The organism is Aquirufa rosea (assembly GCF_004118285.1).
Lineage (GTDB): Bacteria > Bacteroidota > Bacteroidia > Cytophagales > Spirosomataceae > Aquirufa > Aquirufa rosea.
On record NZ_SDHY01000002.1, the window covers coordinates 23,024 to 38,914 of the forward strand.

Here is a 15,891-nt window from a genome sequence, read left to right on the forward strand (position 1 = left end):
AAAATCTTGAAATGTTCATCTTTTTACAGGGATAGGACTAGATAAAATTTCCACATTTTATTTTTAGATTAGTGCGTTAAAATACCCAGTAAGGACCCTTTAATTTGACAAAATATGAATAAGAGACTTAGCCTCATCGGCGGAATTGCCCTTGCATCCATCAGTTTGCTGTCGCTAAAAAACGCCCCTAAGGAGGCCATACTAGATGAATCTACTGAAAAAACCTACACCCAGTATTGTTCTAGCTGCCATGGCGAGAAAGTGGACGCCTTTGTAGACCGCACTTGGAAACATGGCAAAACGAAGCCAGAATTGATTGCCTCCATCAGTAATGGATATGCTGATTTAGGTATGCCTGCTTGGAAAGCCGCTTTGAGCGCCAAAGAAATTGAAAAGTTAGCGGATTTAATCACAGAAAAATTAGCCAGTGTAGACCAATACAAGTTTGCCAATAAGCCTAGCTCCAATGTATTCAAATCGGAAGGAATGACAGTGGTTTTGGACACCATTGCTACTGGATTCGAAAGTCCGTGGGGCTTTGCTCAATTACCGAACAAAGACTACTTAATTACGGATCGTTCAGGTACCTTATATTTAGTAGACCAAAAACAACATAAAACAGCCATAAAAGGTACTCCAGCGGTTATGGCGAAGGGACAAGGCGGTTTGTTAGATGTAGTTCTACATCCAAAATATGCTTCCAATGGTTGGATTTACCTTTCCTATTCCAAGTTTAAAACAGAAAATGGTCAAACATTAACTGCTACCGGAATAGTCCGTGGAAAAATTAAGAACAATGAATGGGTAGAGTCTCAAGATATTTTTGAGTCAATACCTTATACCAAAACCTTCCACCATTTTGGTTCTCGTATTGCCTTTGATAAAAAAGGATACTTATTCTTTAGTGTGGGTGAAAGAGGAATGGAAAAAGTATTCCCACAAGAAACGGACAATGACAATGGAAAAATTCACCGTCTAAACGATGACGGATCTATTCCAAAAGACAATCCATTTGTAGGCAAGGATAAAGAAAAATTCCATCACAGCATTTATTCTTATGGACAAAGAAACCCACAGGGTTTAACGTTAAATCCATACACTGGTGATATCTGGGAAACAGAACATGGTCCAAGAGGTGGTGATGAAATCAATATTATCCAGGCTGGTAAAAACTATGGATGGCCCACTATTTCTTACGGAATCAATTATGATGGTAAACCTATTACCAATATTTCAAAAAAAGAAGGCATGGAACAGCCGATTACCTATTACTTACCTTCTATCGCTCCATCAGGCTTAGCTTTTGTAGACAGTGATAAATACCCAGCTTGGAAAGGAAATTTAATGATGGGTTCATTGCGTTTTAACTACATGAACAGAGTTGTAGTAAAAAACAATAAAGTAGTTTCTCAAGAAAAAGTCTTGGTTAACCTAGGCCGTATGCGTAATGTGAAGATGGGTATGGATGGCTATTTATATGTAGGCGTAGAGAATCCAGGCATGGTATTCCGTTTGAGGCCACAATAAGAATTTAATCATTTAGTACCTGAAAAGGGGTCAGCATATGATATGCTGGCCCCTTTGTTTTTTAATAGCCTTCCATTTACTGCCCATTATTATGGAGCAATACTGCTTCCTTCCACATACTCGCCAATACTGGTATTTTACAATTTGCATGAACTATTCACCACTCATCCAAAACAAACTATTGTTCGTCATATAGTACTATGTATAACAAAGTACCTAGTATAGTTTTGCATTGTTAACGAAGGACATGCAACCAATGGCTTCATGTATACATCTAAGACATATTCTCATAAAACAACCAAAAAACTAATTCAATCCGCCTAATGAAAACTTTTATTTTATCCACCTTTATGGCCATTATTACCCCTATTTTAGCTTTTGCCGACAACGGTTTATCGGCTAAAATCAGAGATGAAAAAAATCAGCCTGTTCCCTTTGCCTCAGTTATTTTGAGAAAAGCTAGTGACTCGACTTTAGTGAAGGGATTTATCACTGACGAGAATGGTGAGTTAAAAGCCGCCGCCATTCCTCAAGGAAATTATACTTTAAAAATTCAATTTACTGGTTACAAAGCCTTCACAAAAAACATAGGTGAAGTGAATGCCAATACTCAAATAGACTTAGGGGTTATTGCCTTAGAACCAGCAACTACTGAGTTGACTGAAGTCATCGTAAAAGCGACAAAGCCATTCATCGAAAAACAGTTGGATAAAACCGTAGTCAATGTAGAAAACTCAGTGATGGCCGCAGGAAACTCCGCCATGGAAGTGCTCGAGCGCTCTCCGGGTGTAATTGTCGATAAAGATGGGAACATCAGTTTACGTGGCAAACAAGGAGTGAAAGTGATGATAGACGGAAAGGTTTCCTACCTTTCTGGAAACGACCTAAGTAACTTTTTGAGAAATCTATCTGCTGATCAAATTTCTCAATTGGAAATTATGACCAACCCCTCTTCTAAATATGATGCGGCTGGTACCGCAGGAATCATCAACATTAAAATGAAAAAGAATGCAAACATGGGTATGAACGGATCAGTAAATGGTTCGATTGGCCAAGGTGTTTACACTCGCTCCAGCGCAGGGTTAAATTTGAACTATCGTAACAAGGGCTGGAATGTCTTTGGAAACGCCTCTTATTTTGGTCGAAATAACTTGCAGCATAATGATATTACTCGATATTTCCGTGCACAAAATGAGGTTTGGAGTTCCTCGACCGACCTACCCTTCAAAGGTACTTACACCAATTTAAAAGCTGGGGCAGATTGGACGGTCAACGAAAAAACAACTTTGGGAGTGCTTTTCTCGGGAGGGTTAAATCAAACTACCTTGAACAACGGCTTAAATCAATCCATACAGCGAAACCTGAGCACCAATGCCATCATGAGCAAATTGGATACTTACAATTCTATGGACAACCCGTTCCATAACTTTGCGAACAACTTCAATCTAAAACATACTTTTGATAGCACAGGAAAAGAACTGACAGTCGATTTGGACTATGCTAGATTTGTGGATAAAAACCAAAATGACTATTTGACTCAATGGTATGGATCAGAGTTAACTAAAATCAAAAATGACTCCCTTTTGCGTACCGGAGCACGATCTTTCATCAATCAATATTCCTTAAAATCTGACTTCGTTCTACCCATTTCTAAGACTAGCAAATGGGGAATGGGAGTTAAATCTAGCTATGTTAAAACTGATAACGATTTACAGTTCAGGGGAAAAACAGCCGGTGAAGAGAACTATACCTTCTTATATAAACAAAGCAACCGCTTTATGTATGAAGAGCAGATTCATGCCGCATATTTAAATACAGAGCGGAAAATAGGTAAATGGAGCTATCAAATTGGATTGAGAGGAGAATGGACGATCGCAGATGGTAAATCCATGGCTTATGAAAATGCTGCTACAGATTCTTCTTTCCACAGAGATTATAAGCAATTATTCCCAAGTGCCTTTTTACAATACGAAGTAAACAAGAACCATACTTTAGGATTGAACTACAGTCGCCGCATTAATCGCCCTGGATACTCAGACCTAAATCCATTCGTATTCTTCTTGGACAACTATACTTATCAAGTGGGAAACCCGATGTTGATGCCACAGCTGACCAACTCCTTCGAACTTACTCATACATTTAAAGGCGCCTTCAATTCCACTTTTGGTTACAGCCATACCAATGATGTGATTACCCAATTGCTCAGACAAGACACTGAAGCGCGTAAGACGTACCAAACTTCTGCTAACCTAGCTCAGAGAACATCTTATAGCTTAAGTTTCTCCTTACCGATACCAGTAACCAAATGGTGGACAAGTAATACGGACATCCAACTTAACCGCAACGAATTAGTGGGTAAGGTAGATGATGCTCAACTTAACCAATCTGGAAACATGTTCTACATCAATTCTAACCATACATTTACGCTAAACAATGGCTTTAAATTAGAAATGGGCGGACAATTCTTCTCAGGTGGTTTAGAGCAAGCCTTTAACTTCGGTCCGGGAGGTTCCTTAAACTTAGGTATTCAAAAATCCATCTTAAACAAAAAAGGAACGATCAGCTTGAATGCCAACGATATCTTATATACTAGAAATCCTAAGGCCTTCATCAAATACGGCGACATTGATATAACGGTGAAAAACAGGAATGATACACGCGTAATAAGGTTCAATTTTACCTATCGATTTGGAAACACGGCTATCAAAGGCGCTCGTTCCAGAAACACGGGTTTAGATGATGAAAAAGGTCGGGTAAAAACCGCTAATTAATATCTTTTACGCAGCGAAAGCCCGTATGCATCAATCCGGAATCTGGACTTGATTTCATGCGGGCTGAACTGCGATAAGAGGCACAATAGGAATCATTACACAGAAAAGAGCCACCTCTCATTACTTTTTTAGGAATGCCTGGCTCATCTGGATCAAAACTGGTGACAGGGCCTTTGGGATTCTGAGCTATTGTTCCACGCTTTTTTAATTGAGCATAATAGTCATGGCGGTAATTATCTTGACACCATTCCCAAACATTGCCTGCTATATCATATAAGCCGAATCCATTGGCTTGAAATTGCTTTACTGGCGCAGTAGTGAACTGGTATCCGTCTTTGGCTACATCTTTATATGGAAAATTCCCCTGCCAGGTATTTGCCTTCACCACCCCCACATCTACTGGTTCTGCCCCCCAAGGATACTCCATATTTTTCAATCCTCCCCGAGCTGCCCACTCCCACTCTGCTTCGGTAGGTAAGCGTTTACCTGCCCATTTAGCGTAGGCTTGGGCATCATCCCAAGATACTTGAACAACAGGATGATTCTCTTTTCCCACTATCGATGACTGAGGTCCAGAAGGGTGCCGCCAATCTGCGCCACGGACAAATTGCCACCATTGGCTATAATCCACTAAATTCACGGGACCTGTTGTGGGGACAAAAACTAATGAACTAGGAGCTAATAATGAATCTGGAGGACGTGGAGTGCCTGGTGGAACTTGCTTACTCAATTCTTCCCAGGACACCGCTTTCTCGGCCGTTGTTATATAACCTGTTGCCGCCACAAAACTTGCAAATTGAGCATTAGTTACCTCGGTTTCATCCATCCAAAATGATTTAACCGCCACACGGTGTAGCGGGTATTCATCTGTTCTACCCTTCTCATCATGTGAACCCATTTCAAAAACACCCGCTGGAATTTTTTTCATTCCTACCAATGAGTTCTTTTGCAGTAAATTTTGGGTGGACGTATTCCTTTTGACCCATCCTCTCTTGGCAGGTAAAGGCACATGGCAAGCTGCCAAAGAATCCTTTTGCTTTTGAGTCAATTTGTCCTGGCCAAGCACAGGTAAACTTAGCATCATATAGACCATACCGAAGCATCTTCTATTCCAAGTAATCCAAGAAAATCTAAGCTGGAAAGGCATAAAAATATTAAAAGAAATCACAAGATAATAATTTAAACTAAACGAATATCACCTGGTCCCCAGATATACATGATAAGCCATCAATCAAGATAATTAAAATAAATCGCCACAATTAGACTAGTTGTAGGCGTGTTTGTTAACAAAATCGAAATTACCCAAATACCTGACAATGGTCAGTAAAAACAATCGTTCATTTGCTTAGTTTTACAACAGTAAAATCAATCAAACCCTATGTCAGAAAAAATTAAACGTCATGAATTTCTAAAGTCCTTGGGTTTACAGGGCGCCTCACTAATGGCAGTGTATTGTGGAGCAAGTACGCTTAGTTCCTGTAAAAATGAATCCAGCATCACACCTGCCTCGTCAGCTGATTTCACCTTGGATTTAACCCAAGCGGCCTACTCTAAACTCAATACAGTAGGTTCTTATGTGGTCACTCAAGGTATCGTGGTGGCTAGAGTTTCTAGTACAGCTTTTGCGGCAGTAACCCAAGTTTGTTCCCACGAAGGTCGACCATCTGTGGTATATAGTAATGGTGGTTTTTATTGCCCAGAGCATGGTGCTAGCTTTGATATCAATGGTAAAGGATTAAATGCCAACGGTAGCCGTGGGTTAACTACTTATAAAACAGCATTATCTGGCAATTCGCTTAGGGTTTATTCATAAATCTACTTTTTGGGTAGATTATTTTGGAATTCAAAAAAAATATAGCAACATTGACCGTTAAATAAACTCAAATGTTCTATAATTCCATGAAAACTACCCTAAACAGAAATGAATTTTTGAAGTCACTTGGCTTCAAAGGAGCCTCACTAATGGCCGTTTATTGTGCTGCCTCTGGCTTAAGCTCATGTTCCAAAGAAGAAAATGTTAGTCCGGCATCCAATGTAAAATCGGGCACTCCTGCTACTGGAGTAGACTTTACTTTAGATCTGACAAAAACAGATTATTCCAAATTAAATAACCCAGAAGGATTTGTCATTGTAAACCAGATTGTCATCGTTCGAGTAAATACAAATACGTTCTCTGCTGTGACGCAAGTTTGTTCCCACGAGGGAAATGTAGCCATCAGCTATGCCAATGGAGGTTTTAACTGCTCTGTCCATGGAGCGCTTTATGACATCAATGGCAAGGGTTTAAATGCAGAAGGCGCCAGAGGATTAACTACTTATAAAACAGCATTAACCGGTACCAACCTAAGGGTGTACTCATAAAATAATCTAACATGAAGAAATTATCCATCTTACTGCTCTTCTTTAGTAGTACGATCAATACTGCTATGGCCCAAGATGACTTAATGGCCATGCTGGATCAGCAGGCCTCGAAAGAGAAAGTATACACCCAAGCAACATTTAAAGCAACTCGATTAATCAATGGTCAAACGATTGAAACGATTGCCAAAAAACATTTGAACTTTTGGATTTCACATCGTTTTGGTGCAGTAAATTCAGGCTTTTTGGAGAACTTTTTTGGCTTAGACGAAGCCCGTATACGTTTAGGTTTGGAATATGGCATTACCGATCAATGGCTAATCGGTGCTGGTCGCTCGTCCATAGAAAAAACCTATGATTTTTACACCAAATATAAATTACTGAGGCAGTCAAACCAAATGCCTATCTCGGTAGCAGCTTACGGAAACTGGGCAATTAATACGATGCCTACGGGATATATCATGCCTAGTGGAACGCAAATGCGATTTTATAATGACCAGCAGCGGCAAAGTTTTGTTGGGCAGGTTTTGATTGCCCGTAAATGGAATGAAAAACTTTCTTTACAAATCATGCCGACTATTTTACATAATAACCTAAGCGAGACCAGTTACCATGAAAACACCATTTCTTCCGTAGGATTCGGCGGGCGGTATAAATTAAGTAATCGATTGAGCATATCCGCTGAGTATTACAAAAACTTGATTGATAAAAACGCCTACCTAGCCAAATCTGGAGAAGTTTATCCTTATCATGATTCATTCGCAATTGGATTTGACATAGAAACTGGTGGCCACGTTTTTCAGCTGCATTTTTCCAACTCGAGAGGGATGATTGAAAAACATTTTATAGGACAAACGAATGGCACCTGGGGCAATGCAGATATTTTCTACGGTTTCAACATTGCTCGAACTTTCAGTTTTGAACCTGATGCTAAAAAAACACATAAATAAAACCCACATGAAACAATTAATTTTTGCCCTAGTAGTGATTGCAACCTATGCCATTCCTCAGTTTGGCCATGCTCAACTTTTTCAAGCTCAAAATGGAGAGATATCATTTTTCTCTAAAACTCCGCTTGAAAATATTGATGCCAAATCAAAAAATGTGAATAGTATCATCAATGCTACTACCAACGAAATAGCTGTGCAAGTGCGTGTCACCACATTTGTCTTCCCAAACAAGCTAATGCAAGAACATTTTAATGAAAATTACCTAGAAAGTGAGAAGTTCCCCATGGCCTCATTTAAGGGCAAAATCAAAGAGGATGTTGACTTAAAAAAAGCAGGCACCTATCCTGTAAGTGCCTCTGGAGTAGCCACCATTCATGGCGTTACTAAACCCATTGAGCTCAAAGGAACTATCGTCTCCGATGGAACAAATCTGACCTTGACAAGTCAGTTTAGTGTACGTTTACAAGATTATCAAATCGATATCCCTAAAATTGTCTTTGCCAAAATAGCAGAGGTCATCGACGTCCAGAGTAAGATACATTTTACCCCCAAGAAATAAAACATATGAATTATAAGTTCCTTGTAGTAATTGGCGCCAGTCTATTGGTTGCTGCCTGCCTTAGCGATAAAAACACACCTACACCTACTGCATCAGGGACTGAAGTAGTGAGTGGTAACAGTAATAATGGAAGTGTAACATTACCCAACTCCACCTCTACTTGCGATACGATGACCATTACATTTGACAAATCTGTGTGGCCCATCTTACAGTATAATTGTACATCCTGCCACAGTGGCGCCATTATATCAGGAGGTGTAGACTTAAGTACATATGATAAGGTCATTAGCTATGTGAAAAATGGCAAACTATATGGAGCTATTACCCATGCCACGGGATATTCCCCGATGCCTAGTTCCACTACGCGCCTATCCAATTGTGATATCAATATTATTAAAAAGTGGATTGTCGGTTCATACCCATCTGGCTCTGTACTAGTCAATTTGAATCCGACCAACCCAGTCAATCCAGTCGTGACGGCTAGTCCTGTGGTACCTCCATCAAATACCACACCCACCGTTACCTGTGATCCCAATCTGGTATATTTTCAACAAAAAGTCTTGCCAATCATCATTTCCAACTGCGCCATGAGCGGTTGCCACGATGCGGTAAGTAGAAAAGATGGTGTTCAATTAACCGATTATTCCAACATCATGAAATCCGTCAAAGCCGGTGATCCTAACAACAGCAAACTATATAAGAGTATAGTGCGTACAGATAATGAAAGAATGCCTCCACCACCCATGTCACCTCTGAGCACGGATAATAAAACTGCCATTTTTAACTGGATCAAGCAAGGAGCCTTGAACAATTCTTGCGATGCCAGTGCTTCCAATTGTAACACTACCAATGTGAGCTTTTCCACGACCATTCAAGCGATATTAAGAACGAATTGCCAAGGTTGTCATAGTGGTGCCGTTGTTTCTGCCGGTATTGATTTAAGTACCTATACCAATGTCATGAAAGTGGTTACGAATGGTAAATTATATGGATCTGTTAATCATTCTACTGGCTTCATACCGATGCCCAATGCCTCTACCAAAATTTCTAGCTGTGAAATCAGTCAAATTAAATCTTGGATAGATGCCGGTGCCAAAAACAATTAAATTTCAATGGCTATTTTTTGAAGAATCTTTTCAATAAATAGCCTTTTTTCTTCCTATATTTTTTGAGACGCAATTAGCGCTTTATGCTCAGACATAGATGTTATCCGAAGGGAATGATTAAATTCGGAAAACAAATCAAGTCTATGAAGCAACTTGTTATCACTATGATGGCCCTTATTTGGGCAAGCACTAATCTTATTTCTGCTCCCAAAAACAAGAAGCCCAATGTCATATTAATTCTTATGGATGATATGGGTTATGGGGATTTAAGTTGCTATGGCGCCTTACAATATGAGACACCAAACATCGACCGACTGGCCCATCAAGGCATTCGATTTACCAATTATTTAGCAGCTCAAGCCGTTTGTAGTGCCTCCAGAGCCGGAATTTTAACAGGTTGCTATCCTAATCGATTGGGAATTTCCGGAGCTCTCTTCCCGAATTCACCCGTGGGATTAAATCCAGAGGAAGAGACCATTGCGGAAATTTTAAAAGATCAAGGTTATGCTACTGGCATGTTTGGCAAATGGCATTTGGGCGATAAAAAAGAATTTTTACCGAAACAACAGGGCTTCGATGAATATGTGGGTATCCCTTATTCCAATGATATGTGGCCTGTGGATCTGGAAGGCAAACCCATCACTACACCCGGTGCTTACAAACAGGATTTACCCGTACTTTCTATTTTTGATGGAGACGAACCCAGTATTTATTTGAGGAATTTACAAGATCAAGAACAAATCACAGGGGTCCTGACAAGGCGCTCCATTCAATTTATTGAGAAAAATAAAGACAAACCCTTTTTCGTTTACATTCCTCATTCCATGCCTCATGTACCCATTGCTGCTTCCATGGAATTTCAAGGGAAAAGTAAACTGGGGCTTTATGGTGATGTCATGATGGAGGTAGACTGGTCGGTGGGTGAAATCATTAAAACTCTCAAGAAAAACCATTTAGAAGAAAATACGCTCATCATATTTACCAGCGACAATGGGCCTTGGTTAAACTACGGCAATCATGCTGGGTCCACTAGTGGCCTACGAGAAGGCAAAGGAACTTCATTTGAAGGTGGCCAACGCGTTCCATTCATTGCCTATTGGAAAGGCAAAATTCAGGCTGGACAGGTATCCAATAAATTAGCGGCCGCCATGGATGTATTACCTACTATCGCCGAAATTACACAAGCCAAATTACCGAAAAAAAAGATTGATGGCCTTAGTCTTTGGCCCATTTTACAGGGAAATAAAAAGGCCGAACCTAGAAAGGAATTCTTATATTATTATCGCAGAAATAACTTGGAAGCAGTCCGGAAGGAAGATTGGAAATTAGTATTGGCACATCCTGGACGAACCTATGAAGGCTTTTTACCCGCCAATGATGGATTTGCTGGCCAAGTCAATGAAAATTTTGCCGTACCACAAGGCTTATATGATTTAAGAAGAGATCCAGGTGAACGATACGATGTTCAAGCCAAGTATCCAGCAAAGGTACAAGAGCTCTTAGCCCTAGCGGATAAAGCCCGAGAGGATTTGGGGGATGATTTAAAACAAATCAAAGGCAAAGAAAACCGAGAGATTGGACGAATCAAAAAGCCTAATGTGGTTTACATTTATGCGGATGATTTGGGCTACGGAGAGCTAGGTGCTTATGGTCAAAAACTCATCAAAACTCCATTTTTGGATGCCTTAGCTAAACAAGGGATTAAATTCACTCAACATTATACTTCAGCTCCTGTATGTGCTCCTGCCAGGTGTATGTTGTTGACGGGTAAACATGCAGGACACGCACAAATCCGCGGAAATCATGAATTGGGTGGATTCACTGATGAGACAGAAAGAGGACAAATGCCCCTAGAAAAAGGCACTTTCACTTTAGGAACCTTGATGAAAAACGCGGGTTATCAAACGGCCGCAATAGGTAAATGGGGATTAGGCATGGCCGATGGCACTGGAAATCCCAATGCCCATGGATTTGACTATTTTTATGGTTTATTAGATCAAAAACAAGCCCATAATTACTATCCAACGCACCTTTGGGAAAATGGCAAATGGGATACATTAAACAATGCTTATATCAATGTTCATCAATTCCAAGGCAAGGGAGCACCTGCTGATATTGATTTCAAGCAATTCCAAGGCAAAGAATATGTCGTAGATAAAATGATGAACAAGGCCTTGAATTTCATTGATAAAAACAAAAGCCAGCCTTTCTTTCTGTATCTTCCCTTACCTCTACCCCACCTTTCTCTACAAGCACCTGAGGAAGCAGTCAGAACATATATAGGTGCCTTTCCAGATAGTGCTTATTTGGGTAAAAAAGGATATACTCCTAATCCATATCCAAGGGCAACTTACGCCGGCATGATTTCTTATTTAGATAGTCAGGTTGGACGAATAGTAGAAGCTTTAAAAAAGTATAAAATCAATCAGCAAACCATCATTTTCTTTTCGTCAGATAACGGCGCGACCTTTGATGCGGGAGGCGTGGATACTGAATTTTTCCAAAGCACCGCAGGTTTGAGGGGCAGAAAACAAGATGTTTATGAGGGAGGAATACGTGAACCATTGATTGTGGCTTGGCCGGGAGTCATTCCTGGTGGACAGGTCAACCACCACCCTACTGTGCAATATGACATGCTGGCAACTTTGGCAGAACTTACGGGTCAGCCAACACCTGAGACCGATGGCATTTCCTTTTTACCAAGTATTTTACGACATAGCGAACAAAAAAAACATCCTTTTATCTATTTTGAATTTCCCGAGAAAACTGGTCAGGTGGCCATTCGAATGGGCCGATGGAAAGGAGTTAAATCAAACTTGAAGAAAAATAGGCAGGCTCCTTGGGAGATTTACGATTTAGAAAATGACCCGATGGAACACAATAATGTGGCAAATCAGCATCCTGAGATAATTCCGCAGTTGGATAGTATTTTGCAAAAGGAGCATCAGCCAGCAAAAATACCCGCTTGGGAAATCATTCATTAGACCCATAAAATACAAAAGGCTGTCGGAATACCTCGACAGCCTTTCTTATTAATTAGGGGAATTATTTCAATCCCACAGGACAATAGTTGATTTTCAAAGCATCCATTCCTGGTAAAATACCCTTCACTCGGCGTAAGAAATCATCGTAATCTTTGGTCTGTTTAGGGGACCAAGAAATCTCCGCCAAAGCCAAGGCTCTTGGGAAAGTCATGTATTCTGCATACGCAGGTGTACTGATGTACTCAGTCCAAACATTCGCTTGGATTCCCACAATATGCTTAGCTTCTTCTGTTGTCAATTCTGGTAGATCTGGTTCAAATGAATAGCTTTTCGACAAAGGAAGATTACCGCCTATAGCCAAAGGTTGCGTTTTAGGATCTGCCTGGTAATAATCTAGATAGAAATAACTGTTTGGCGACATCACCACATCATGATTCTGTTTCGCTGCCTCGATACCCCCTTTGGTACCTCTCCATGACATCACCATGGCATTAGGTGATAAACCTCCTTCTAAAATTTCATCCCATCCCAATAATTTTTTACCTTTAGAAGTAACAAATTTATCAATTCGACGGATGAAATAACTTTGCAATTCATGCTCGTCTTTTAAACCTAATTTCTTGATAAGGTCTTGACAAAAACGACTTTCTTTCCATTGCTTTTTAGGGCATTCATCTCCTCCAATATGGATGTATTGACCAGGGAATAAGGCCATTACTTCAGTCAACACATTTTCCATAAACGTGAAAGTTTCTTCTCTCGGACATAAAACATCTTCTGATATACCCCATTTGGTGGCTACTTGATATATTTTGTCCGGATTACATCCCAACTCTGGATAAGCAGCCAAAACTGCTTGAGAATGGCCCGGCATTTCAATTTCAGGGATGATAGTAATGAATTTCTTAGCCGCATATGCAATCACCTCCTTGATTTCCTCCTGAGTATAAAAACCACCATATGGTTTATTATCAAATTTTTGATCGCGGTAATGGCCTACCATGGTTTCCTTACGAACCGAGCTGATGCTGGTTAATAATGGGTATTTTTTTATTTCGATTCTCCAGCCTTGGTCTTCAGTTAAATGCCAATGAAAAGTATTCAATTTATATACGGCCATCAAATCCAAAAAGCGTTTGATGAAGCTAACAGGAAAATAATATCGTCCTACATCCAGCATCATACCACGATAAGAATATCGAGGGGCATCTTCAATTTGACAGGCCAAGGCAGTCAAAGTTTCATTGGATGCTGACTGAGAATAAATCTGAGCTGGCATCAATTGAAACAAGGTTTGCAAGGCATAAAAAGCACCTTTTCCAGATTTGGCTTGAATTTCAATCTTTTTGGCTGAAACATTCAAATGATATGCTTCATCAGCCAAATTCGCATTTTGAACAAAAACTACTCCCTTAGAAGTAGCTGCTCCAGATTTGACATCCAATAGTAAGCCTGTAGAAACTCTTAATTGTTCCTTGAGCATATTGGCCACTGCCTGAAAACTATCATCTTTTGAGCTGATGGTGATGACTGTATTTTTTTGAAAGGTGAATTTTCCTTGAATAGGAGTTAATTTGGCAGGTTTAGGGACTAAATTATAGCTTTCCTGAGCATGCAAACTAAAACAAAGTAGTAGGGCAAATAGGCCCCAGATATTTTTTTTCATTTGGAATAGGTTGGTTGAATGTGAGCAAAGATAACTTTTACTTTTAAAAATGAAATTTAACTCTATCGGCTTTTTATATTTTCATGCCGAACATGGGGAAATTGTTTCCTTTAAAAAATCAGTAGTTTAATAATGTAATGGGATTAGATACTAAATACAAATCCCCGTTCGTTGTAACGCTGTCAAGGTTGTCAACCTTAACAGCGTTGTAAAAATGCATCTTTTATTCATTCGAGGAAATCGTATATTTGTTACGATCAAAACCTTCTATGAAAAAATTTATCAGTGGCATTTCATTCTCCTTTTGGATTATCATTGCAGTAATCTTTACCCTTATTTATCCTCAACCTTTTTTAGGAATTGGCGACTTTTCATTCAAAGTATTAATCATCCCGCTCTTACAGCTCATCATGTTTGGAATGGGTTCTACCATGGGAATTCAGGACTTTCAAGAAATCCTAAAATCCCCTAAAGCCGTTTTTCTGGGGGTATTCTTCCAATTCAGCATCATGCCATTGGTCGGATGGGGATTGACTAAAGTATTTAATTTCCCCACTGAAATTGCCGCTGGAATCATTCTGGTGGGTTGCATGCCCTGCGGTCTCGCTTCCAATGTGATGTCCTATTTAGCCAAGGCGAATGTGGCCCTTTCCTTAACCTTAACTTCGATAGCTACCTTCCTAGCCCCTATACTTACACCTTTTTTGATGAAAACTTTGGCAGGACAATTGATTGAAATTCATTTCTGGGATATGGTTTGGGAAATATCTAAACTGATTTTAATCCCTATTATACTCGGAGTTATTTACAATCAATTGATTGGCCAAAGATGGCCTTGGTTTCAAAAACAGCTCCCACTGATTTCTATGCTTAGCATTGCATTCATAATCATTATCATAACAGCCAATGGAAGAAATTCTCTTTTGTCCGTAGGTCCTTTACTAGTCTTGGCTTGTTTTTTACATAATGTTTTAGGATTCATTCTAGGTTATTGGGGTGGCAGAATAAGTGGATTGCCCGAAAAGGATTGCCGCACCATCGCCATAGAGGTAGGATTACAAAACGCTGGATTGGCATCTGGCCTAGCCATGGCCATGGGCAAAGTGGCTACTTTGGGATTACCTGCTGCTATTTTTGGTCCCTTGATGAATATCAACGGGTCCACATTAGCCAATTATTGGAAAAATAAATAAAGATGAAATACTTCCTTAGTTTATTGCTCAGTTTACTTTCCATAAGCCTGTGGAGTCAAACTAAAATTGACCCTAATTTTCATATTTATATCCTCATCGGACAATCCAATATGGCAGGCCGCGGGGAAATGATTGAGCCATTTGCCTCAGAGCAACATGAAAGGGTACAAATGCTCAATGCTCAAAATAAATTTGTGCAAGCCAAACATCCCATGCATTTTGACAAACCTTCTATCGTGGGCGTGGGGCCTGGCCTCCGTTTTGGCATAGAAATGGCAGAGCATCGACCTGACATTAAAATTGGTTTAATACCCTGCGCCGTAGGTGGTACATCTATCAATTCATGGAAAATCCAAGGGTACGATGAGGCTACAAAAACACATCCCTTGGACGATGCCATCCAACGTATTATGGCGGCCAAGCCATTTGGGGTAATCAAAGGGATCATTTGGCATCAAGGAGAAAGTGACTCATCGCCCCAAGCTCGCATCGATTATATACCCAAATTACAAGCATTAATCCGTTTGTTAAGAGAGCTCATCCAGCAGCCCAACCTTCCTTTTGTGGCGGGGGAATTGGGCTATTTCAATTCCAATTACCAAGAATTCAACCAGATTTTGACTGTACTCAACTCTCCCAATCATCATACTGCCTTGGTCTCAGCCCAAGGCCTAGAGGCGAAAGCAGACAACATACATTTCAATAGTTCATCTGCCAACATCTTAGGAAAACGCTATGCCGAGGCCATGTTACGTTTTCCTTAAAAAAAATACTACC

At 40.1% G+C, this 15,891-nt stretch carries 12 protein-coding genes; 10 read left to right on the plus strand and 2 right to left on the minus strand.

Going from position 1 to position 15,891, the window contains the following annotated elements; translation table 11 throughout:
- The first annotated feature begins 114 nt into the window (after positions 1-114).
- Positions 115-1,527 (plus strand): PQQ-dependent sugar dehydrogenase, encoded by a 1,413-nt coding sequence (locus tag ESB04_RS03105; RefSeq protein ID WP_129026185.1) that lies wholly within the window; start codon positions 115-117, stop codon positions 1,525-1,527.
- Positions 1,528-1,850: 323 nt separating this feature from the next.
- The gene (locus ESB04_RS03110; protein ID WP_129026187.1) at positions 1,851-4,298 is read left to right on the plus strand and encodes an outer membrane beta-barrel family protein; all 2,448 of its coding nucleotides are present in this window, start codon (positions 1,851-1,853) and stop codon (positions 4,296-4,298) included.
- On the opposite strand, the gene ESB04_RS03115 is transcribed toward ESB04_RS03110, so the two are convergent.
- Positions 4,291-5,382: a formylglycine-generating enzyme family protein gene (locus ESB04_RS03115; protein ID WP_235832168.1), complete on the minus strand. Its 1,092-nt coding sequence runs from the start codon at positions 5,380-5,382 to the stop codon at positions 4,291-4,293. The genes ESB04_RS03110 and ESB04_RS03115 overlap by 8 nt on opposite strands.
- Positions 5,383-5,676: 294 nt before the next feature.
- Here ESB04_RS03115 and ESB04_RS03120 point away from each other — a divergent pair, with 294 nt between their 5' ends.
- From ESB04_RS03120 to ESB04_RS12655, 6 genes are all read left to right on the plus strand, one after another.
- Entirely contained in the window at positions 5,677-6,111 is a 435-nt protein-coding gene (locus ESB04_RS03120; protein ID WP_235832169.1) for a Rieske (2Fe-2S) protein, read from the plus strand.
- A gap of 86 nt (positions 6,112-6,197) precedes the next feature.
- Positions 6,198-6,659 (plus strand): Rieske 2Fe-2S domain-containing protein, encoded by a 462-nt coding sequence (locus ESB04_RS03125; RefSeq protein ID WP_164969579.1) that lies wholly within the window; start codon positions 6,198-6,200, stop codon positions 6,657-6,659.
- Positions 6,660-6,670: 11 nt separating this feature from the next.
- The gene (locus ESB04_RS03130; protein WP_129026191.1) at positions 6,671-7,606 is read left to right on the plus strand and encodes a DUF5777 family beta-barrel protein; all 936 of its coding nucleotides are present in this window, start codon (positions 6,671-6,673) and stop codon (positions 7,604-7,606) included.
- A 7-nt stretch (positions 7,607-7,613) separates the two neighbouring features.
- A complete protein-coding gene (locus ESB04_RS03135) occupies positions 7,614-8,165 on the plus strand; it encodes a YceI family protein (protein WP_129026193.1) in 552 nt (183 codons plus the stop codon).
- Between the two features lie 5 nt (positions 8,166-8,170).
- Complete coding sequence (locus ESB04_RS03140; protein ID WP_129026195.1) at positions 8,171-9,271, plus strand: c-type cytochrome domain-containing protein; 1,101 nt, start codon at positions 8,171-8,173, stop codon at positions 9,269-9,271.
- Between the two features lie 143 nt (positions 9,272-9,414).
- The gene (locus ESB04_RS12655; protein ID WP_129026197.1) at positions 9,415-12,255 is read left to right on the plus strand and encodes a sulfatase-like hydrolase/transferase; all 2,841 of its coding nucleotides are present in this window, start codon (positions 9,415-9,417) and stop codon (positions 12,253-12,255) included.
- Positions 12,256-12,316: 61 nt separating this feature from the next.
- Here ESB04_RS12655 and ESB04_RS03150 read toward each other — a convergent pair whose 3' ends face one another.
- The gene (locus tag ESB04_RS03150) at positions 12,317-13,921 is read right to left on the minus strand and encodes a beta-N-acetylhexosaminidase (RefSeq protein ID WP_129026199.1); all 1,605 of its coding nucleotides are present in this window, start codon (positions 13,919-13,921) and stop codon (positions 12,317-12,319) included.
- 269 nt (positions 13,922-14,190) lie between these two features.
- On the opposite strand from ESB04_RS03150, the gene ESB04_RS03155 reads away from it, so the two are divergent.
- Positions 14,191-15,114, plus strand: a complete 924-nt coding sequence (locus tag ESB04_RS03155) for a bile acid:sodium symporter family protein (protein ID WP_129026201.1) — start codon at positions 14,191-14,193, stop codon at positions 15,112-15,114.
- Positions 15,115-15,116: 2 nt separating this feature from the next.
- A complete protein-coding gene (locus ESB04_RS03160; protein WP_129026203.1) occupies positions 15,117-15,878 on the plus strand; it encodes a sialate O-acetylesterase in 762 nt (253 codons plus the stop codon).
- Positions 15,879-15,891 lie beyond the last annotated feature (13 nt).

What these genes read in the sequence shown, in the direction of transcription:
- ESB04_RS03110 (WP_129026187.1), top strand. Translation starts at nt 1,851, where the DNA reads ATGAAAACTTTTATTTTATCCACCTTTATGGCCATTATTACCCCTATT.
- ESB04_RS03130 (WP_129026191.1), top strand. Translation starts at nt 6,671, where the DNA reads ATGAAGAAATTATCCATCTTACTGCTCTTCTTTAGTAGTACGATCAAT.
- ESB04_RS03125 (WP_164969579.1), top strand. Translation starts at nt 6,198, where the DNA reads ATGAAAACTACCCTAAACAGAAATGAATTTTTGAAGTCACTTGGCTTC.
- ESB04_RS03160 (WP_129026203.1), top strand. Translation starts at nt 15,117, where the DNA reads ATGAAATACTTCCTTAGTTTATTGCTCAGTTTACTTTCCATAAGCCTG.
- ESB04_RS03105 (WP_129026185.1), top strand. Translation starts at nt 115, where the DNA reads ATGAATAAGAGACTTAGCCTCATCGGCGGAATTGCCCTTGCATCCATC.
- ESB04_RS03155 (WP_129026201.1), top strand. Translation starts at nt 14,191, where the DNA reads ATGAAAAAATTTATCAGTGGCATTTCATTCTCCTTTTGGATTATCATT.
- ESB04_RS03150 (WP_129026199.1), bottom strand. Translation starts at nt 13,921, where the DNA reads ATGAAAAAAAATATCTGGGGCCTATTTGCCCTACTACTTTGTTTTAGT.
- ESB04_RS03115 (WP_235832168.1), bottom strand. Translation starts at nt 5,382, where the DNA reads ATGATGCTAAGTTTACCTGTGCTTGGCCAGGACAAATTGACTCAAAAG.
- ESB04_RS03120 (WP_235832169.1), top strand. Translation starts at nt 5,677, where the DNA reads ATGTCAGAAAAAATTAAACGTCATGAATTTCTAAAGTCCTTGGGTTTA.
- ESB04_RS03140 (WP_129026195.1), top strand. Translation starts at nt 8,171, where the DNA reads ATGAATTATAAGTTCCTTGTAGTAATTGGCGCCAGTCTATTGGTTGCT.
- ESB04_RS03135 (WP_129026193.1), top strand. Translation starts at nt 7,614, where the DNA reads ATGAAACAATTAATTTTTGCCCTAGTAGTGATTGCAACCTATGCCATT.
- ESB04_RS12655 (WP_129026197.1), top strand. Translation starts at nt 9,415, where the DNA reads ATGAAGCAACTTGTTATCACTATGATGGCCCTTATTTGGGCAAGCACT.